The organism is Micromonospora sp. NPDC048909, assembly GCF_040649635.1.
GTDB lineage: Bacteria > Actinomycetota > Actinomycetes > Mycobacteriales > Micromonosporaceae > Micromonospora.
In genome coordinates this window covers 197,155-216,658 of the sequence record NZ_JBEZFU010000001.1, presented here as the reverse complement: position 1 = coordinate 216,658, position 19,504 = coordinate 197,155, and the positions used below count along the sequence as shown (strand labels likewise).

Genomic DNA, 19,504 nt, shown 5'->3' with positions numbered 1-19,504 from the left:
CGGGGAGTTGCCACCGATCATGGAGATCGAGATCTACGCCGACGTGGTCTGCCCGTGGTGCTACGTCGGCAAGCGCCGGCTCGACCAGGCGGTGGAGTCGTACGACGGTCAGGTGACCGTCCGCTACCGCCCGTTCCAGCTCGACCCGTCGCCGGTGGCCGAGCCGGTTCCGGTGGTCGACGCGCTCGCCGCCAAGTTCGGCGGACCGGACACCGCCAGGCAGATGATCGACCGGGTGACTCAGGTGGCCGCGGGGGCGGGGCTCAAGCTCGACTACGACCGGGCGATCGCCGCTAACACCTTCGACGCCCACCGGCTGGTCCGCTACGCCACCGAGCGCGGCCGGGCCGGCGACATGATCGACGCGCTCTACCGGGCGCACTTCGTCGACGGGGTCGACGTGGGCTCGCACGAGGCCCTGGCCACGCTCGCCGAGCAGGTCGGCCTGGACGGGGCCGACGCGCGCCGGTTCCTCGACTCCGACGAGGGCACCCGGGAGGTCGGCGCCGATCTGGCCGCCGCCCGCGACCTCGGGGTCAGCAGCGTGCCGACCTTCGTGCTCGCCGGCAAGTATGCGATCCAGGGCGCCCAGGACACCGCGACCCTGCTCGCCGCGTTCGCCGAGGTCGAGCGCCGGGAATCCGCGGCCGGCTGATCGGCCACCCGGGCTGACCAGCCACCGGCCCGGCCGGGAGATCGACATCGGTGATGTTTCACGTGCAACGGTATCGATGTTGACGAGTGGCCGGGTCGGTCGCTGATCGTCCGGCCGATCAGGCCGGGCGGGCCAGCTCCTCGATCACCTGAGCCCCGGGGAGCGCACCCACCGCCGGCCCGGGCAGGGCGATCTTGCTGTGCCGCACCCCCGAACCGATGATCACGTGTGGCATGGCGATCACCCGGGAGTCGACCAGGATCGGCCACTGCGCCGGCAGGCCGATCGGGGTGATCCCGCCGTACTCCATGCCGGTCAACTCGACCGCGTCGGCCATCGGCGCGAAGCTGGCCTTGCGCACGTCGAGCGCCCGGCGGGCCACCCCGTTCACGTCGGCCCGGGTGGTGGCGAGGATGACGCACGCCGCGTAGCGGACCACGCCCTCGCGCTTGCCGGCCACCACCACACAGTTGGCCGAGACGTCCAGCCCCACCTCGTAGGCCGCACAGAATGCGGCGGTGTCGGCGAGGTCGGCGTCGATCGGCGCGACCAGCACGTCGTCCACGTCCACCGGCGCGTCGGCGGGCCACTCCGCGAGCGCCGCGGCGACCGGCGGAGCCAGCAGGTCGAGGCGGGTCCGGGCGGGTTCGGTCTTCAGCGTCCCCATCACGGGTGCGATCCTCGCACCCGCAACCCCGCACCGCCCACCCGAAGCGCCGGAACGCCCCGACCGTGCGGCCCAGACCCGACCGCGCGGCCCGCACCCCGACCGCGCGGCCCGGACCCCGACCGCGCGGTCCGGACCCGGCCGTGCGCCGCCGAGCGCGGCTCAGCTGCCGGCGAGGAAGGCGTTCTCCTTCAGGAAGGTGCGGTCCCGGTTGGCGGCCAGCTCCTCGGCCCGGAGCGCCTGGGCGCGGCGAACCTCCAGGTCCTCCATGCCGTGCCGGACGGCGAGCCGGATCACGCCATAGAGGAAGACGAAGCCGAAGCAGTAAAGGATGACAGCGGTGACGACAGCGAACATGCCGTCACGCTAAGCCGAATGTGAACGGGGATTCTTCTCATCTCCGGTCGGTTCCCCCGTACGTGTCCGCCAGGTGGTCCGCCCAGGTCCGGGTGCCCCGAGGCAGCGCCTCGGTGACCAGCCCACCGGCCCGCAGCGCGCGACCGAGCTTCCCCGGGACCCACACCGGCAGCAGCGGCCGGCGCGAGCGCCGGGCGGCCCGCCAGGCGCGTGCCGCCTCGTCGACGCGGAGCACCTCCGGCCCGCCGTACTCCTCGATCCCGCGCAGCGGCCCCGCGACCAGCCGGGCCGCGAGCCGGGCCGCCACCTCACCCGGGTCAACCGGCTGGGCGAGGACCGCGCGGTCCGCGATCGTCGGGCCCAGCCGGCTCATCGTGGTCAACAGTTCTTCGAGGAACTCCGGGAACTGGGTGGCCCGCAGCACCGACCACGGCACCGGGCCGGCCGCGACCACCTGCTCGGCGGCGAGCTTGTGCCGGTAGTACGAGAAGGGCACCCGGTCCACCCCGACGATGGAGACGTAGACCAGGTGCCGCACCCCGTTCTTCCCGGCGGCCACCACGAGTCGCCGGGTGCCCAGCACGTCGACCTGATACGCACGCCGCCCCTGGTCCGCGGCCGACGCCAGGTGCAGGACAGCGTCGACTCCGGCCACCGCCTCGGTCAGCCCCGCACCGGTCGCCAGGTCGGTCACCACCCACTCCACCACCGGATCGGTACGCGGTCGCCGACTCGTCGCCCGTACGGTCAGGCCGTCCTCGATCAGCCGCGGCAGCACCTCTCGGCCGAGGCGGCCGCCCGCCCCGGTCACCAGCACCTTCATCTCGTCCTCCTCGTACGCCCGACTCCCAGTTCCCACCGGCCCCGGCTCGGCCCGCCGTCCTGACGACGTCGCCCGACCGGAGGTGACCGGTGCCGTGCGGCGGGTCGCCGCCCGCTCGGCTCAGCGCAGCAGATCCAGCACCGTCACCAGCGCGAAGAACGCGATCACGACCTCGCTGACCACCCACGCGTGCTCGTCGGCCCAGTCCCGGATCCGGGGCAACGCCTTACCGGCCCGGCCGCCGGCCAGCAGCAGGACGAGCAGCGGCACGGCGAGCAGCACGACGGTCAGCAGGATGAACGGCAGCAGGTGCCACCACGCCAGACTGTGCCGGGCAGCGCTCGCGCCGACCGCCGCCCGCCCATCCTCCCGGCCCTGCGGGCGGCCAAGCGCCGGATCGCCCGGATCACCGCACCGGGGCAAGCCGTGCCGGCGTCGCAGCCCGGATCACCGCACCACTGGGCAGTCGCGGGGGCGTCGCAGCCGGGGTCAGCGGGCGGCGGGCACGACCCGGCCGGCCAGCGTGGCGCCGAACAGCGCGAGGCCGGCGGCCACCGCGAGCGTCGTCAGGTAGCTGCCCGGGCCGGGTGCCGCCCCCGCGGCGAGCACCGCGCCGGTCAGCGCCAGCACGGTCGCCGCGAAGAGCGAGTCGCCCAGTTGCAGCGACGAGCTGTTGCGGCCCTGCTCACCCGGGGCGGACAGCTCCAGGGTGAGCACCGACAGTGAGGGGTAGAGCAGCCCCATGCCCATCCCGGCGACGGCCCAGCCGACCACACCGACGGCGACCGGCACCCCGGGCGCGACGGCGAACGCGAACGTGCCGATGCCAACCGTGATGCACGCCAGCCCGACGCGGGGCAGGGTGGCCCGGGAGGCCGGCGCCGGGATCCGACCCTGCACCCAGGAACCCGCCGACCAGGCCACCGCCCCGACGGTGAGGACCAGCCCGGCCGCGGTGGGCGAGAGGCCGCGTTCCCGGGAAAGCATCAGCGGGATCACCACCTCCGCCCCGACGAAGGCCGCCGACGCCAGGCCACGCAGCCCGATGACGGTGGGCAGCCCGCGGGCCGCGCGGAGGAACCCGGCCGGCAGCAGTCGCGGCGCACAGAGCAGCAACCCGACGATCGCGACCGCGGTGACCACCACGGCGCTCGCGCCGCGCTGCTGACCCCCGATGTGCAGCAGTGCGGCGCTGGCACCCGCCCCACAGGCCCAGCCGATCCGCGCCGTCGCCCCCGCCGGCACGCCGGTCACCGCGGTCCCGGCGACCGAGCGCAGGCCCGGATGGATGAGCAGCCCGGCCGGCACGGCCACCGCCGGCACCGCCAGGAACACCCAACGCCAGCCCAGGTGCTCCACGATCAGGCCGGCCACCGCCGGCCCGACCAGCGACGGTACGACCCACGCGGCAGCGAAGGCGGCGAAGATCCGCCGGTGCAGCTCCTCCGGGTACGCCTGGGCGACGATCACGTACAGCGCCACCGAGAGCAGCCCGGAGCCGAAGCCCTGCACCACCCGGCCGACGACCAGCATCCCCATCACCGGCGCGGTGCCCGCGATGACCAGGCCGACCACGAACCAGACCAGCCCGTGCCACATCGGCGAGCGCGGCCCCCGGGCGTCGCACCAGATGCCGGAGAGCACCATGGCCAGGACGCCGGCGGCGAACGAGCCACCGAAGGCCAACCCGTACAGGGCGAACCCGTCGAGGCTGCGGGCCACGGTCGGCATCGCGGTGCCGACCGCCAACGCCTCGAAGGCGAGCAACGAGATCAGGGCGACGCTGCCCACCGTCATCGCGCGCAGGCGGGGAGCGAAGAGCCCCGGCGCCGCCACTGCGGGCGTGGCCGTGGCGGTCACCGCCGCTCACCCGACGGTTCGGCCCGGAGCAGGTCGATCAGCATTCGCCAAGCTTGCGACCTGAACCGGGATTCAAGTCAACCGGAGGGTGACCGGTCTCTCGTCAGGGAGTCTGCAACGCCTGGCCGATCCCCTTCACCAACCCCGAGAAGTGCTGGTCGGCGAGGAGGTGCCCGGCGGTGATCACCAGGGCGATCGGCCACTCGATGACCTGGAGCGCGGCGAGCACCCCCAGCCCCGCGTAGTAGGCGACCTTGTCGGCGGGCGGCACCGCCACCTCGCCCAGCATCGGCACCTGCACCCGGCGGCTGTACATCTGGACGGTTTCGCGGGCCCCGTTGAGATGTCGGGTCACTGTGCTCATGTCGGCCTCCCCGTTGACGATGGAGCCCGTCGCTTTCCACCAGCTATCCGGTCCATGCGCCGTCGGCGGCCGAAAATTCCCCTGCTCAAGGGGCATAACGGACGGTACGTCGGGAAGCCAGGCCGCCGGACGCGACGCGTGGGAGGCGAGATGGCGCTCGGCAGGGACAGCAGAATCGGGGAGCCAGGCCGGCACCCGTCCGGCCGTACGCCTCGATGACGTCCGTGCGCGGCCTCGCCGGTCGGCTGCTCCCGCCGGTCGGCGTACCACGGCTGGTCGAGGAGGCATCGCAGGGCGTCGGCTCGACCGCGACCCGGCTGGCCCGGATGGCCGGACTGACCCGGCGTCGGGTCTGGTCCCGGCCCGGTCGGCACCACATCGAGGTGCACGGTGTCTGCCAGGACGGCGGCGACACCCTGGCCCGCAACGTGGAGTCGGCGCTGGAGCGGATGCCGGGCGTCTCCTGGGCCCGGGTGAACGCGCCGTCCGGTCGGGTGGTCGTCGCGCTCGGATCACCCGAGCCGAAGTTGCGCGACCTGATCGCGACGATCGCCCGCGCCGAGCGCACCTGCCCGTACGAGCCCGACCCGGAGGTGCCGCCGCCGCACCCGCCCGAGGAGGGCCCGCGTACCCCGCGGACGCTCGGCGCGCTCGCCTCCGACGCGCTGGGTCTGACCATCTCCGCGGCCACCCGGATCCTGCCCTTCGCCCCGGTGCCCGGCGAGGTCGCCGGCCTGCTCGGCGCGGTGGACCTGCATCCGCGGCTGCACGCGCTGGCGGGGCGGGGCCTGCGCGCCGACCCCCGGGCCGACCTGATCTTCCCGCTGGCCGAGGCGGTGGTGCAGGGGCTCACCGGTGGGTGGGCCGGGATCGTGCTCGACAGCGCGCAGCGGATCGTGCAGTGGGGTGAGGACCGCGCCCAGCTCGCCGTCTGGGAGGAGGCCGAGCCCCGGCTGACCGGTGACCCGGAACACGCCGTCGCCCGCTCGCCCGTCGTCGACCGGCCCCGCCCGAAGCCGGACGGCCCGGTCGAGCGCTTCAGCATCCGGATGCTGGCCGCCGGGGCCGCCGCCGCCGCGGCCGCCGCCCCGGTGGCCGGGCGGAAACGGGCCGCCGCGCTCGGGCTCTCCAGCCTCCCGAAGGCACCGGGCAGTGGCCGTGAGGGGTACGGCGCGCAGCTGGGCCGGATCCTGGCCCGGCGCGGAGTGATCGCCATGGAGCGGGGGGTGCTGCGCGAACTCGACCGGATCGACACGCTGGTGCTGGACGCCGCCGTGCTCGGCTCGGATCGCGGGGTGCTGGCCGACCTGGCCCCGCTGCCCGGCGCGGACACCGGGCAGGTGGCCGAGCGGGCGTTCGCGCTCTTCGACCCGGCGGACCCGGAGCGCCTGCACGAGGCGGACGGCTGGCGGCTCGGCCCGCTGGGCCGGCTCGACGCCGCCGACCCGGGCGACACTCCCGACAGCGCCCGACTCCGCTCGGGCGGCGGCCAGTTGCTCGGCCTCGCCGAGGGGGGCACCCTCGCCGCCCTGTTGCGGGTGGAACCGGAGCCGGCGCCGGGCGTCGACGGTCTGCCCGCCGCGGCCCGCCACGCCGGGTTGCGGCTGGTCGTCGCCGGCGACGATGAGCAGCGCTACGGCTTCGCCGACGCGGTCCTGCCCGGCGGGGAGCAGTTGGTCGAGTCGGTCCGGTCGCTGCAACGCGACGGCGCGATGGTGATGCTGGTTTCCGGCGACCGGGCGGCCCTCGGCACGTCGGACTGCGGCCTCGGCGTCTACGGCCCCGACGACCTGCCGCCGTGGGGTGCGCACCTGCTGGTCGGCGAGGACCTGCGGGTGACGGCGCTGCTGATCGAGGCGGCCGGTGTGGCCCGCCGGATGACCGAGCAGAACATCCGGCTGGCGATGGCCGGGACCGGCCTCGGTGCGCTGGGCGCGTTCACGGCCGCGCCCACCGAACTGCCCAACCGGGCCCTGCTGGCGGTCAACGGCGCTGCCGCGCTGGCCTTCGGGCACGGCGTGTGGCGGGCCAGCCGGCTGCCCAAGCCGGCGGACACCCCGGCGCCGGTGGCGACCGCCTGGCACCTGATGCCCGTCGAGACCGTCTTCGACCGGCTCGGCACGGGCCCGGACGGGCTGAGCACCGCGGACGCGACGCAGCGGGGTACCGGCGGCGGGGTGGACGCGCCGGCCTCGGGTGGCCTGCTGCGGGCGTTCGTCGACGAGCTGGCCAACCCGCTCACCCCGGTGCTGGCCGCCGGCGCGGTGCTCTCCGCGTCGTTCGGCTCGCTGGTCGACGCCGGCCTGGTGGGCGGGGTGGTCGGCGGGTCGGCACTGATCGGCGCGGTGCACCAGCGCAACACCGAACGCTCCCTGGCCGAACTGCTGTCGCGCTCGGCGGTCACCGCCCGGGTCCGGCGCGACGGCGCGGAGCGGGTGCTGGCCGCCGACGACCTGGTGCCTGGCGACGTGGTCACGTTGGAGCCGGGCGACGCGGTGCCGGCCGACTGCCGGGTGATCGAGTCGGTGGGGCTGGAGGCGGACGAATCCTCGCTGACCGGCGAGTCGCTGCCGGTCGCCAAGACCGACCAGCCGGTGGTCGCCGCCGCCGTCGCGGACCGGCACTCCATGCTCTACGAGGGGACCACGATCGCCGCCGGGCACGGCACCGCCGTGGTGGTGGCGACCGGCGCGGACACCGAGACCGGCCGCAGCCTCGCGTTGGCTCGACAGGCGCCCCCGACCGGTGGCGTGGAGGCCCGGCTCGGCCGGCTGACCAGCGCGGCGATCCCCCTGGCGGCCAGCTCGGCGGTGGCGGTGGCCGGAGCCGGCCTGCTGCGGGGCGTACCGCTGGCGGAGACCGCCGCGACCGCCGCGAACCTGGCCGTGGCCTCCGTGCCGGAGGGGCTGCCGTTCCTGGTCAGCGCCGCGCAGCTGGCCGCCGCCCGGCGGCTCGCCGAGCACGGCGCACTGGTCCGCAATCCGCGCACCATCGAGGCGCTCGGCCGGGTGGACGTGCTCTGCTTCGACAAGACCGGCACCCTCACCGAGGGGCAGTTGCTGCTCGCCGGGGTGGGTGACGGCGACGGCAGCCGGTACGAGCCGGTGGACCGGCTCGACGACCGGCTCCGACTCACCCTCGGAACGGCGCTACGGGCCACCCCCTCGGCGGCCGACCCGGAGGAGCTGGCCCAGCAGACCGACCGGGCGGTCCGGCGCGGCGCCGGGTCCGCGGGCGTGGTCGAGCAGACCGGCGCGGGCAGCTGGCGTCCGGTCGGCGGGCTGCCCTTCGAACCGTCCCGCGGCTACCACGCCAGCGTCGGCGAGTACGACGACGGTCTGCTGCTCAGCGTCAAGGGCGCGCCGGAGTCGGTGCTGCCCCGGTGCGCGACCCGGCGCGTCGACGGGCGGGAGGAGTCGCTGGACGACCCCGGTCGCGCCGAACTGCACCGGCTGCTCGCCGAGCGGGCCGGTGCGGGGCATCGCATCCTGGCCGTCGCCGAGTGCCGGGTGGACGAGCGCACGGTCAACGACGACCAGGTGCGCGACCTGAGCTTCGTCGGTTTCCTGGCCCTCGCCGACGGGGTCCGGGAGAGCGCCGCCCCCGCCGTACGCCGGATCCGGCAGGCCGGCGTGCACACCATCATGATCACCGGCGACCACCCGGCGACCGCCGAGGCGATCGCCGCGACCATCACCGAGCACGACGAGCAGCGGGTGGTCACCGCCACCGAACTCGACCAGCTCGACGACGACGCCCTCGCCGAGCGGCTGGCCAACACCGACGTGGTGGCCCGCTGCACCCCGGCGCACAAGGTACGGATCATCCAGGCGTTGCAGAAGTGCGGGCGTACCGTCGCGATGACCGGCGACGGCGCCAACGACGCGCCCGCGATCCGGCTGGCCGACGTGGGCATCGCCCTCGGCCAGCGGGGCACCCCGGCGGCCCGGGCCGCCGCCGACCTGGTGGTCACCGACGACCGGCTGGAGACGATCATCGCCACCCTGGTCGAGGGTCGGGCGATGTGGTCGTCGGTACGGCACGCGCTGAGCATCCTGGTCGGTGGCAACCTCGGCGAGATCGCGTTCAGCGTGCTGACGGCCGCGGCGACCGGCCGGTCCGCGCTCACCGGGCGGCAACTGCTGCTGGTCAACCTGCTCACCGACCTGGCGCCGGCGCTGGCCATCGCGATTCGGCCACCGGCGGCGGACCGCACCGACGGCCTGCTCCGCGAGGGACCGGACAGCTCACTCGGCGCGACGCTCACCCGGGAGATCGGGCTGCGCGCCGCCGCCACCACGCTCGGTGCGACGGCTGGCTGGACGCTGGCCCGCTACACCGGGACTCCCCGGCGGGCCGGCACGGTGGCGCTGGTCTCGCTGGTCGGCACGCAGCTCGGCCAGACCGTGCTGGCCGGAGGCACCAGCCCGGCGGTGCTCGCCTCGACGGCGGCGTCGCTCGGAGTGCTGGGCGCCGTGGTGCAGACGCCGGGGCTCAGCCAGTTCTTCGGCTGCACCCCGCTCGGGCCGGTGGGCTGGGGCATCGCGGCCGGCTCGGCGTTCGGGGCCACGTTCGCCAACGGCGCGCTCAGCCGGCTGGTGGAGCGGCTACCCCAGATCAAGCCGGAGGGCGACCATCCGGAGGGCGACGACGGGTCCGACCCGCCGCAGCGGTGACCGCCGCCGCTGCGCATGCCGGCAGTGGTTCGCGGGTAACGGCTGTCGGTGGAGGTGGGTGCGGTGGCTGAACAGCCGGAAGTGACCTTCGTCGGGACCGCCACCACGGTACTGCGGATCGGCGGGTTCACCCTGCTCACCGACCCGAACTTCCTGCATCGCGGGCAGCGGGCCTACCTGGGTAAGGGAATGTGGTCGCGGCGGCGTACCGATCCGGCGCTGCGGATCGCCGACCTGCCGGCGCTGGACGCGGTGGTCCTCTCCCACCTGCACGGTGACCACTTCGACCGGGTGGCCCGCCGGGAGCTGGACCGGCAACTGCCGATCGTCACCACGCCGTCGGCGCAACAGAAGCTGACCCGGTGGGGTTTCCACGGCGCGCTGGGGCTGTCCACCTGGCGCTCGCACGAGCTGCACCGCGACGGCGAGACGCTGCGGTTGACCTCGATGCCCGGTCAGCACGGCCCCGGCCTCCTGGATCAGCTGCTCCCGGACGTGATGGGGACCATGCTCGAGCTGTTCCGCGACGGCACCCGGCGGTTCCGCCTCTACGTCACCGGCGACACCCTGAACCGGCCGCAGCTCGCCGCCATCCCCGAGCGGTACCCGGACATCGACGCGATGCTCATCCACCTCGGCGGCACGAAGGTCGCCGGAATCCTGCTGACCATGGACGCCCAACAGGGCGCCGACCTGGTCGAGCTGGTCCGCCCGAAGCTGACGGTGCCCATCCACTACGACGACTACCGGGTCTTCCGCTCGCCGCTGGCGCACTTCGTGGAGGAGGTCCGCCGGCGGGGCCTCGCCCGCCAGGTACGCACCATCGCCCGGGGCGAGACCGTCCCGCTCACCCTGGCCGGCTGAGGCCGGGACGCCGCCGTTCAGCGAGCGGGCCACGTCGGCAACGGCCACCCCTCCTACCCTCGCGCGCGCCGGTCATGCCGCTCCGCACGCGCTATAGGCTCCTGCGGTGACCCTGCCCCTGCCCTCCGGCGACTTCCAGGCCTACCTCTTCGACTGCGACGGCACCATCGCCGACTCCATGCCACTGCACTACCTGGCCTGGAAGCAGGCCCTCGACGAGTGGAAGTGCGTCTTCCCGGAGGAGCTCTTCTACGCCTGGGGCGGCAGGCCGGTGGCCGACATCATCGTCACGCTCAACGAGCAGCAGGGTCTCGCGATGCCGATCGAGGCCGTCACCCGCCGCCGGGAGGACCACTACCTGCGGCTGCTGCCGCAGCTCACCGCCGTCCCCGACGTCCTGCGGCACATCCACGACGCCCATCAGCGGCTCCCCATCGCCGTGGTCTCCGGCAGCACCCGGGAATCCGTCACCGCCTCCCTCGGCACGCTCGACCTGCTGGAGAAGTTCGACGTGCTGGTCTGCGCCGAGGACTACGCGAAGGCCAAGCCCGACCCGGAAGCCTTCCTGCTCGCCGCGCAGCTCCTCCACGTGGAGCCGTCCGCGTGCCTCGTCTTCGAGGACACCGACCTGGGCATCCAGGCGGCGACGGCGGCGGGCATGGCCTCCGTACGGGTGCCACAGCCCCGCCGCGCCTGATCGGGGATCGCGCGCCCCTGCGCGGTTGACCTGAACCGGGCTTCACCTTGCAGCCTTGTCCACATGACAGGTTCAACCCTGGACGAGGCGTACGAACGGGTGCGGCACAGCGGCCCGGAGCGGGACGGCTGGTTGTCCAACCACGCTCCGATGGCGGTGGAGGCGCTGGCCCACCACGGTCACGAGGAGGCCGTCCACCGGTGGCTCGACGCGTACGCGGACCGGCTCGACGAACGACCGAGGGGCATCCGGCCCATCCCCACCGACGAGTGGCGTGACCCGCTCGGCGACCCACTGCGCACCGGTGACTGGATCAGCTACTTCGAGCGCGAACTGGCTGACGAGCCCTGGCGCGAGGTGCTCGTACGGTGGTGGCCGCGCCTGCTGCCGGGCATCGCGGCAGGCGCCACCCACGGGGTGATCGGGGTCGGCCATGCCGTACGCGCGCTGCTGGACGAGGAGAGCGGCCCACGCGTCGACGAGCTCGGCCAGGGCCTGGCCTACTGGGCGGCTCGGTGGCAACCCCTCGCGCCGCCCGGCGTCGGCCCCTATCCGGCGACCGATCCGCGATCCGCCCTGGACGCGGTACCCCGGGTGCCGGACCAGCGTTTCGGCATCCGTGCCCGCCTCGCGCAGCTGGCCGATTCGCCCGACTGGCCGGTGGCGTCCGGCGCGGTGCCCGGCGCCGTGGCCGATGGCGTGCCGGCCCGGCTCGCCGCCGTGGTGGACGCGGCCGTCGCCCGGCACGGCACCCACGGGTACGCGAGTCCGGTCATGCTCGTGCACGCGGCCACCGCGCCGAACGCCGTCCTGCGGGCCCTGCCCGCTCTGCCGAGGCGGCTCTGGGCGCCGAGTCTCGACGCCGCCTGGGCCGCGGCGGCCGCGGTCACCGCCGCCTACGCACCCGCCGAGGCGCGCCCCGCCCCGCCCGCTCGCCCCACCTTGGCCGTCGACGAGGTCATGCGGCAGGCGGCTGCGTCCGGCGATCCGCACGCGATCAAGTTCGCCGATGCCGCGATCGACACGTACGACCGCGGCGGCGATGCCGGGATCCTCGCCACCGCCGCCCAGTCGACTCGGCAGATCGCCGCCGACTGAAGGCGCGCCCAGGGGGTGTGTCACGGCGAGCACAACGGGAAGGTCGGTCGGATGACCGACCCATCGGAGCTGGCGCGAAACGCGCTCCAGCGAATCCACCGGGCTGCGGTGAAGTATCGCGACCTTGAGCTGCACCACGCGGCCGACGAGATCGTCCGGGCCGCCCTGGCGCGGGGCCTCGATCCCGGACCGGTCGAGTCCTACCGCCCCTGCCCGGTCTGCCGCGCGGAGCCGGGACAGTTGTGCATCAACGTCCCCGGTCGCCCGGTCAGCCAGGGCGAGATGCACCCCGAGCGCACCGAAATCGGGCCGTAGGCGGTTGACGGAATCGACCGGGCGAGCGTGGTGGCGGCACCGGCCAGCAGACCGTTGGTCAGGCTCCCTGCCCCCGGCGAACACTCAGCGAATGGCGACGGCGGAAGCCAGTGACCGGTCGACACGACGGGTGCGGCGGTAGTAGGACCACCCTGCCATCGGTAACGCGATTTCCCACGCCACGAGCAGCGGTAGGCCGATGAGAACCCCGGTGGTCGTGAAGATGTCCTGCGGGCTGGACGTGTCGAGTTGTTCGGAGAGTTGCGTGGGCAGAGTCAGCGAATAGCCGATCATCAGCACAGACCCGAGAACGGTGGGTGTCAACGGGAGCCATGGTGGGACCCGGCGGCCACGCAGCAGCGGTATCCAGCGAGGGAAGGTCAGGCCCCAGTCGCTGATGAGCCCGAGGGCCAGTATCCCGCCGAGAGCAGCGAGGATACAGAGAATGCCCAGGTAGAACGCACCGGCCGGCATACCGAGGAACCCCTCAACCGGGTGGTCTCCAACGCCCGGGCCGCGGCCGTGATACCACTCGTCAAACGGCTCAGGGTTGGCGAACAGTGGAATGCCGAGGATCCATGGGATGTGGAGCGGGATGAAGCCGAGCACCGGAGCCACCCATGCCACATGTCCTGCCCACCGTGCCCACTTCGGCGGCGACGCGCACCGCGCCGATCCCCCCGCCGCCGCCTTCTCGGTCGCCTGAGCCATTGCACGCCCTCGCCTTCGCAGAGTCCCAACTGGTCGTCTGGCTACCGGGCTTTCAGCGCACCCATCGCCATGGACAACGTCGCAGGGTTCCGGTTGCGGTATCACACCCGTGCGGGGGATCCCACTCCCTCTCGGGGAGTAAGGGGCGAGGAATGTCGCGCACCGACAGAGGCTTTGCTGACATGGCGATTTCAAGCCGTGGCCGCTTCTCGCGAGGTCGGAAACACCTCGCGGGGGGTGCCGATCGATCGCAGCGGATCCAGCTGGAGAGAATGCCCCGCGACCTGCACGGGAGTTGGTGGAGCCCAGGGGACTTGAACCCCTAACCCCTGCCTTGCAAAGGCAGTGCTCTGCCAGTTGAGCTAGGGCCCCGAGGGCGGCGGTGCCGCCTGGTCACTGGCGACTGAGGCGCGGGCCTCAGCGCAGGTCGGGCGCGGTGGTGGCCTCGTGCCAGAGGGCGCGCTCGTCGTTGGAAGCCTTGACCTTCTTGGCCACGACGGCGGCCACGCCGACAACGCCGGCGAGAATCAGAAGCTTCTTGAACATGGGGCGACCCCTTGCGCTCGGCTGCCGTCGGATGACGTGCGGTGGGGCTAGCTGGAATCGAACCAGCGACCTCAGAGTTATCAGCTCTGCGCTCTAACCGACTGAGCTATAGCCCCGCGTTGCGACGAGCAAGGTTAACCCATCCGCGCTCGCCGCCCCAAATCGGGGTCCGGGCCCGCGCGGCGCCGTCGCGATCTCGAAAGTACCGGAGTGCGGAACGCCGGGGCGACCGCTTTCCGCGGTGCCCCGGCGCCCGTTGTTTCAGTCCCGCTCGGCGAGCGTCAGCTCGATGCCGCCGACCAGGTCGGCGCAGACGTTGTAGACGAACGCCCCGAGCGTGGCCAGCGCGGTGAACAGCACGACGTTGACCAGGCCGATCAACGCTGAGCTGAGGATGACGCCCCGGGCGGTGATCTGGAAGCCGTCGGTGCTCTGCCCACCGCCGGCGCTGACCAGGTCGGTCAGGCTGTCGTTGACGCTCTGGAAGACGCCCATCGCGTCCAGAGCGAGGTAGAGCACCGAGGTGGCGACCACCACGACGATGAAGAGCACCACCGACACGGCGAATGCGAACTTCATCACCGACCAGGGGTCGATCCGCTTCAGGTTCAGCCGGGCCCGGCGCGGTCCGCGGGACGCGGCCGAGCTGACCGAGGTACGCGCCGCGCGTACCGCTTCACCGACGCGGGCGGCCCCGACGGCGGCCGCGTTGCCGATGCCCGGCGGCAGACCCCCGCCGTTGTTCGGGCGACCACCCGGCCCCTGCCGGCCGCCGTCCGGCTGCGGCATCGCGCTGCCGCCGACCCGGGGCTGGGTGCCGGTCGTCCCGCTGGCGGACGCGCCGGCCCGAACCGGGATCTGCTGGGTGCTGGTCGGACGGGCGGCACCCGCCGCGCCGGCGGAACCGCCCGCGGCGGCTTCGGCCGGCGTCGCCTCGGTCTTGTCAGCGGACCCCGCCTCGTCGGTCGGCTTGTCCGGCGGTGGCGTCATCCCGGGAGCCCGGGTGAATTTCGGGGCAGGCGCATCGGCGGGGACGGTCGCCCGGCCCACGGCGGCGCGGCCGGTCGCTGGTGTGCCGCCCGATGCGGCCTCCTCGTCGACCGGGTTGGCCGAGGTCCCCGTGTTCCCCGACTTCGCCTGTGTCTCCGTCATTCAACTAGTCCTGTTCGTCAGGCTCGTCGGCATTGCGAGCAATCGCCACGATAGTCACGCCGTCCGGAAGGTCCATCAGCTTGACCCCCATTGTGTTCCGGTCACGCGTACGGCGTACAGGCTTCACCGGAGTCCGGATGACACCACCGTTGCTCGTGATGGCGAACAGCTCATCGTCCGGGTCGATCACGACCGCACCGACCAGACCACCGCGTCGCTCGGTGATCTTCGCAGTCAGCACACCTTTACCTCCCCGGCCCTGGACCGGGTATTCCTCGATCGGGGTACGTTTCGCGTATCCCCCGTTTGTGGCCACCAGGACGTCCAGACCCTCCCGCACGACCTCCATGGCGAGCAGGACGTCGTCCTCGGCGAAGCGCATGCCGATCACGCCCGAGGTGGCCCGCCCCATCGGCCGAAGCGCCTCGTCGGTGGCGTTAAACCGGATCGCCTGGGCGTTCTTCGATACCAGCAGCAGGTCGTCCGCCGGCCCGACCAGGGCGGCACCGACCAGCTCGTCCTCATCGCGCAGGTTGATCGCGATGATGCCGCCGGAACGGTTGGAGTCGAACTCCTCGAGCCGCGTCTTCTTCACCAGGCCGTTCTTCGTGGCCAGTACCAGGTAGGGAGCCACCTGGTAGTTCGGAATTTCGATGATCTGTGCGATCTGCTCGTCCGGTAGGAAGGCGAGCAGATTGGCCACGTGCTGGCCCTTCGCCACCCTACTGGCTTCCGGAAGTTCGTACGCCTTGGCCCGGTAGACCCTGCCCTTGTTGGTGAAGAACAGGATCCAGTCGTGGGTGGAGCAGACGAAGAAGTGGCTGACGATGTCGTCCTGGCGCAGCGTGGCGCCGCTGACGCCCTTGCCGCCACGGCGCTGGGAGCGGTACAGGTCGACCTTGGTCCGCTTGGCGTACCCGGTGCGGGTGATCGTGACGACCACGTCCTCCCGCGCGATGAGGTCCTCCATCGAGACCTCGCCGTCGAACGGCACGATCTGGGTACGGCGCTCGTCGCCCCACTTGGCGACGATCTCGCCCAGCTCCTCGGAGACGATCCGCCGTTGCCGCTCCGGCTTCGCCAGGATGTCCTTCAGGTCGGCGATCTCGATCTCGAGCTTCGCCAGGTCGTCCAGGATCCGCTGCCGCTCCAGGGCGGCGAGCCGGCGCAGCTGCATGTCGAGGATCGCGGTCGCCTGGATCTCGTCGATCTCCAGCAGCCGGACCAGGCCCTGCCGGGCGTCCTCCACCGTCGGGGAGCGCCGGATCAGGGCGATCACCTCGTCGAGGGCGTCGAGCGCCTTGGACAGGCCGCGCAGGATGTGCGCCCGCTCCTCGGCCTTGCGCAGCCGGAACGCGGTCCGCCGGCGGATCACGTCGATCTGGTGCTCGACGTAGTAGCGGATGAACTGGGCCAGGTTGAGCGTGCGCGGCACCCCGTCGACCAGCGCCAGCATGTTGGCGCCGAAGGTCTCCTGGAGCTGGGTGTGCTTGTAGAGGTTGTTCAGCACCACCTTGGCGACCGCGTCGCGCTTGAGCACCAGCACGATCCGCATACCGGTACGCCCGGAGGACTCGTCGCGGATGTCGGCGATGCCGGCGAGCTTGCCCTCCTTGATCAGCTCGGCGATCCGCTCGGCCAGGTTGTCCGGGTTCACCTGGTAGGGCAGCTCGCTGACGACCAGGGCGGGCCGGCCGCGCTTGTCCTCCTCGACCTCCACGACGGCACGCATCCGGATCGAGCCACGCCCGGTGCGGTACGCGTCCTGGATCGCCTGGGTGCCGACGATCAGGCCGTGGGTCGGGAAGTCCGGGCCCTTGACGATGCCGAGCAGCGCTTCGAGGGTGGTGGCCTCGTCCTCGTCCGGGTTCTCCAGGCACCACTGCACCGCCGCGCCGATCTCCCGCAGGTTGTGCGGCGGGATCTTGGTGGCCATGCCGACCGCGATGCCCTCGGAGCCGTTCACCAGCAGGTTGGGGATCCGGGACGGCAGGATGGTGGGCTCCTTGGCCCGACCGTCGTAGTTGTCCTGCAGGTCGACAGTGTCCTCGTCGATGTCGCGCAGCATCTCCATGGCGAGCGGGTCGAGCTTGCACTCGGTGTACCGCATCGCCGCCGCCGGGTCGTTACCGGGCGAGCCGAAGTTGCCGTTGCCGTCGACCAGCGGGTAGCGCAGCGACCAGGGCTGCGCCATCCGGACCAGCGCGTCGTAGATCGCCGAGTCGCCGTGCGGGTGGAACTGACCCATCACGTCGCCGACGACCCGGGAGCACTTCACGTAGCCGCGGTCCGGCCGGTAGCCGGAGTCGAACATCGCGTAGAGGATCTTGCGGTGTACCGGCTTGAGCCCGTCCCGGACGTCCGGCAGCGCCCGCCCGACGATGACGCTCATGGCGTAGTCGAGGTAGGAGCGCTGCATCTCCACCTCGAGCCCGACCGGTTCGATCCGGTCGTGCGCGACCACGGCGCCGGCGGTCTCGGGGACCTCGGGCTCGTTCGGTGTGGACTCGGGGGTATCAGTCACTGTTTACCCTTATCAGACTCAGAGTCGTTTTCGTGCTGTGGATAACCGCTGTGGAAAGCGGCCTAGCTGTGGATAACTCTGTGGATCGGTGGACCGGCCGGTGGTCGCCCAGCCGGTCCGCCGATCACCGTCAGATGTCCAGGAACCGGACGTCCTTGGCGTTGCGCTGGATGAACGACCGGCGCGCCTCCACGTCCTCACCCATCAGAACGCTGAACAACTCGTCTGCGGTTGCCGCGTCGTCGAGCGTGACCTGACGGAGCGTACGGGTCGCCGGGTTCATCGTGGTCTCCCACAGCTCGGGATAGTTCATCTCGCCGAGACCCTTGAACCGCTGGATGTCGTCCGGCCTGGCGTTCGGCTTCTTCTGCTGGCGCAGCGCGATCAGCCCGTCGCGCTCCCGGTCGGAGTACGCGTACTGCGCGTCGTCGCCCTTCTTGTTCCACTTGATCTTGTAGAGCGGCGGTGCGGCCAGGTAGACGTGCCCCAGCTCGACCAGCGGACGCATGAAGCGGAAGAGCAGGGTGAGCAGCAGCGTCTGGATGTGCTGGCCGTCCACGTCCGCGTCGGCCATCAGCACGATCTTGTGGTAGCGCAGCTTCTCGATGTCGAAGTCGTCGTGGATGCCGGTGCCCAGCGCGGTGATCAGCGCCTGGACCTCGTTGTTCTTCAGCACCCGGTCGATCCGGGCCTTCTCCACGTTGAGGATCTTGCCGCGGATCGGCAGGATCGCCTGGGTCCGCGGGTCACGCCCCTGCTTCGCCGAGCCGCCGGCCGAGTCGCCCTCGACGATGAAGACCTCGGACTCCCGCGGGTCGGTCGACTGGCAGTCGGCCAGCTTGCCGGGCATCGAGCCGGACTCCAGCAGCGACTTGCGTCGGGCCAGCTTGCGTGCCTGCTGGGCGGCGATCCGGGCCCGGGCCGCCTGGGAGGCCTTCTGGATGATGGTCCTGGCCTCGGCCGGGTTGCGGTCGAACCAGTCGACCAGCCACTCGTTGCAGACCCGCTGCACGAAGCTCTTCACCGGGGTGTTGCCGAGCTTGGTCTTGGTCTGGCCCTCGAACTGCGGGTTGGCCAGCTTCACCGAGATGATCGCGGCGAGCCCCTCGCGGATGTCCTCGCCGGAGAGCTTCTCGTCGCCCTTGAGCAGCTTCTTCTCCGCGCCGTAGCGGTTGACCACGCTGGTCAGCGCGGCCCGGAAGCCCTCCTCGTGGGTGCCGCCCTCGTGGGTGTTGATCGTGTTGGCGAAGGTGTAGACCGACTCGCCGTACGACTCGTTCCACTGCATGGCGATCTCGACCGACATGCCCTCCTCCTCGGCCCCGAACTCGACCACCGTCTTGTGGATCGGGTTCTTGGACGCGTTGAGGTGCCGGACGAAGTCGGCGATGCCGCCCTCGTAGTAGAAGGTCACCTCACGCTGCCGGCCGTCCTCCTCCTCGGCCACCCGCTCGTCGAGCAGGTGGATGCGGAGGGCACGGTTGAGGAAGGCCATCTCCTGCAGGCGCCGGTAGATGGTCTGGAAGTCGAAGTCGACGGTCTCGAAGACGTCGGGGTCGGGCCAGAAGGAGACCGCCGAGCCCGTGCGGTCGGTGGTCTCGCCCTTGTCCAGCGGGCCGGGCTTGGAGTTGTCGTACTGCTGCCGCCACACGAAACCGGACTTGTGGATCTCCACAGCCATCCGGGTGGAGAGCGCGTTCACCACGGAGACGCCGACGCCGTGCAGACCGCCGGAGACCGCGTACGCCTTGCCGTCGAACTTGCCGCCCGCGTGCAGCACGGTCAGCGCGACCTCGACACCCGGCTTCTTGAGCTTCGGGTGCAGGTCGACCGGGAAGCCCCGGCCGTTGTCGGTGACCCGGACCCCGCCGTCGGCGAGCAGCACCACGTCGATGGTGTCGCAGTAACCGGCCAGCGCCTCGTCGACCGCGTTGTCCACGACCTCCCATACGAGGTGGTGCAGACCCCGCTCACCGGTCGACCCGATGTACATGCCGGGCCGCTTCCGGACCGCTTCCAGCCCTTCAAGAACGGTGATCGACTCTGCGCCGTACTGCTGATTGTCCTGCGCTGCCACGCTCGGCCACTTTCTCGCTCCGTCGGCACCGGTGGGCGCTTCGGGCGCGGGTTCGGCGGACAGGACGCGACGTCGGCGCGCGGACCGTCACCGGAGGACTCCGGTGACGGGTCGGTAC

At 72.2% G+C, this 19,504-nt stretch carries 17 protein-coding genes and 2 tRNA genes; 6 read left to right on the top strand and 13 right to left on the bottom strand.

Annotated elements, in window-relative coordinates:
• Nucleotides 1–19: 19 nt before the first annotated feature.
• Entirely contained in the window at nt 20–655 is a 636-nt protein-coding gene (locus tag AB0C04_RS01060; RefSeq protein ID WP_357046662.1) for a DsbA family oxidoreductase, read from the top strand.
• Nucleotides 656–773: 118 nt separating this feature from the next.
• On the opposite strand, the gene AB0C04_RS01055 is transcribed toward AB0C04_RS01060, so the two are convergent.
• The 6 genes from AB0C04_RS01055 to AB0C04_RS01030 all read right to left on the bottom strand — a co-directional run bounded on the left by AB0C04_RS01055 (nt 774) and on the right by AB0C04_RS01030 (nt 4,726).
• On the bottom strand, nt 774–1,322 hold the full coding sequence (locus AB0C04_RS01055) for a YbaK/EbsC family protein (RefSeq protein WP_357046660.1): 549 nt from the start codon (nt 1,320–1,322) through the stop codon (nt 774–776).
• Between the two features lie 162 nt (nt 1,323–1,484).
• The gene (locus tag AB0C04_RS01050) at nt 1,485–1,679 is read right to left on the bottom strand and encodes a hypothetical protein (RefSeq protein ID WP_357046658.1); all 195 of its coding nucleotides are present in this window, start codon (nt 1,677–1,679) and stop codon (nt 1,485–1,487) included.
• A 37-nt stretch (nt 1,680–1,716) separates the two neighbouring features.
• Nucleotides 1,717–2,538, bottom strand: coding sequence for an NAD(P)H-binding protein (locus AB0C04_RS01045; RefSeq protein WP_357046656.1), 822 nt, complete (start codon nt 2,536–2,538; stop codon nt 1,717–1,719).
• 84 nt (nt 2,539–2,622) lie between these two features.
• Nucleotides 2,623–2,925 carry a GAP family protein gene (locus AB0C04_RS01040; RefSeq protein ID WP_357046654.1) on the bottom strand — a complete coding sequence of 101 codons (303 nt, stop codon included), beginning with the start codon at nt 2,923–2,925 and terminating at the stop codon, nt 2,623–2,625.
• Nucleotides 2,926–2,991: 66 nt separating this feature from the next.
• A complete protein-coding gene (locus AB0C04_RS01035; protein ID WP_357046652.1) occupies nt 2,992–4,362 on the bottom strand; it encodes an MFS transporter in 1,371 nt (456 codons plus the stop codon).
• Between the two features lie 103 nt (nt 4,363–4,465).
• A complete protein-coding gene (locus tag AB0C04_RS01030; RefSeq protein ID WP_357046650.1) occupies nt 4,466–4,726 on the bottom strand; it encodes a hypothetical protein in 261 nt (86 codons plus the stop codon).
• A gap of 215 nt (nt 4,727–4,941) precedes the next feature.
• Here AB0C04_RS01030 and AB0C04_RS01025 point away from each other — a divergent pair, with 215 nt between their 5' ends.
• The 5 genes from AB0C04_RS01025 (at nt 4,942) to AB0C04_RS01005 (ending at nt 12,376) form a co-directional block, all read left to right on the top strand.
• Nucleotides 4,942–9,402: an HAD-IC family P-type ATPase gene (locus AB0C04_RS01025; protein WP_357046648.1), complete on the top strand. Its 4,461-nt coding sequence runs from the start codon at nt 4,942–4,944 to the stop codon at nt 9,400–9,402.
• A 63-nt stretch (nt 9,403–9,465) separates the two neighbouring features.
• Nucleotides 9,466–10,266, top strand: a complete 801-nt coding sequence (locus AB0C04_RS01020; protein ID WP_357046646.1) for an MBL fold metallo-hydrolase — start codon at nt 9,466–9,468, stop codon at nt 10,264–10,266.
• A 106-nt stretch (nt 10,267–10,372) separates the two neighbouring features.
• Nucleotides 10,373–10,963, top strand: a complete 591-nt coding sequence (locus tag AB0C04_RS01015) for an HAD family phosphatase (RefSeq protein WP_357046644.1) — start codon at nt 10,373–10,375, stop codon at nt 10,961–10,963.
• A 63-nt stretch (nt 10,964–11,026) separates the two neighbouring features.
• Complete coding sequence (locus AB0C04_RS01010; protein WP_357046642.1) at nt 11,027–12,061, top strand: questin oxidase family protein; 1,035 nt, start codon at nt 11,027–11,029, stop codon at nt 12,059–12,061.
• Nucleotides 12,062–12,112: 51 nt separating this feature from the next.
• Nucleotides 12,113–12,376 (top strand): hypothetical protein, encoded by a 264-nt coding sequence (locus tag AB0C04_RS01005; RefSeq protein WP_357046640.1) that lies wholly within the window; start codon nt 12,113–12,115, stop codon nt 12,374–12,376.
• A gap of 84 nt (nt 12,377–12,460) precedes the next feature.
• Here AB0C04_RS01005 and AB0C04_RS01000 read toward each other — a convergent pair whose 3' ends face one another.
• From AB0C04_RS01000 to gyrB, 7 genes are all read right to left on the bottom strand, one after another.
• Nucleotides 12,461–12,985 (bottom strand): hypothetical protein, encoded by a 525-nt coding sequence (locus tag AB0C04_RS01000; RefSeq protein ID WP_357046638.1) that lies wholly within the window; start codon nt 12,983–12,985, stop codon nt 12,461–12,463.
• 398 nt (nt 12,986–13,383) lie between these two features.
• Nucleotides 13,384–13,459: transfer RNA gene (locus tag AB0C04_RS00995), tRNA-Ala, on the bottom strand.
• Nucleotides 13,460–13,504: 45 nt separating this feature from the next.
• On the bottom strand, nt 13,505–13,633 hold the full coding sequence (locus AB0C04_RS00990; RefSeq protein WP_231928447.1) for a DLW-39 family protein: 129 nt from the start codon (nt 13,631–13,633) through the stop codon (nt 13,505–13,507).
• A gap of 42 nt (nt 13,634–13,675) precedes the next feature.
• Nucleotides 13,676–13,749: transfer RNA gene (locus AB0C04_RS00985), tRNA-Ile, on the bottom strand.
• A gap of 145 nt (nt 13,750–13,894) precedes the next feature.
• Entirely contained in the window at nt 13,895–14,785 is an 891-nt protein-coding gene (locus AB0C04_RS00980; RefSeq protein ID WP_357046635.1) for a DUF3566 domain-containing protein, read from the bottom strand.
• Nucleotides 14,786–14,789: 4 nt separating this feature from the next.
• The gene (gene gyrA, locus AB0C04_RS00975) at nt 14,790–17,309 is read right to left on the bottom strand and encodes a DNA gyrase subunit A (protein WP_357046633.1); all 2,520 of its coding nucleotides are present in this window, start codon (nt 17,307–17,309) and stop codon (nt 14,790–14,792) included.
• A 130-nt stretch (nt 17,310–17,439) separates the two neighbouring features.
• Complete coding sequence (gyrB, locus tag AB0C04_RS00970) at nt 17,440–19,386, bottom strand: DNA topoisomerase (ATP-hydrolyzing) subunit B (RefSeq protein WP_357046631.1); 1,947 nt, start codon at nt 19,384–19,386, stop codon at nt 17,440–17,442.
• Between the last annotated feature and the right edge of the window lie 118 nt (nt 19,387–19,504).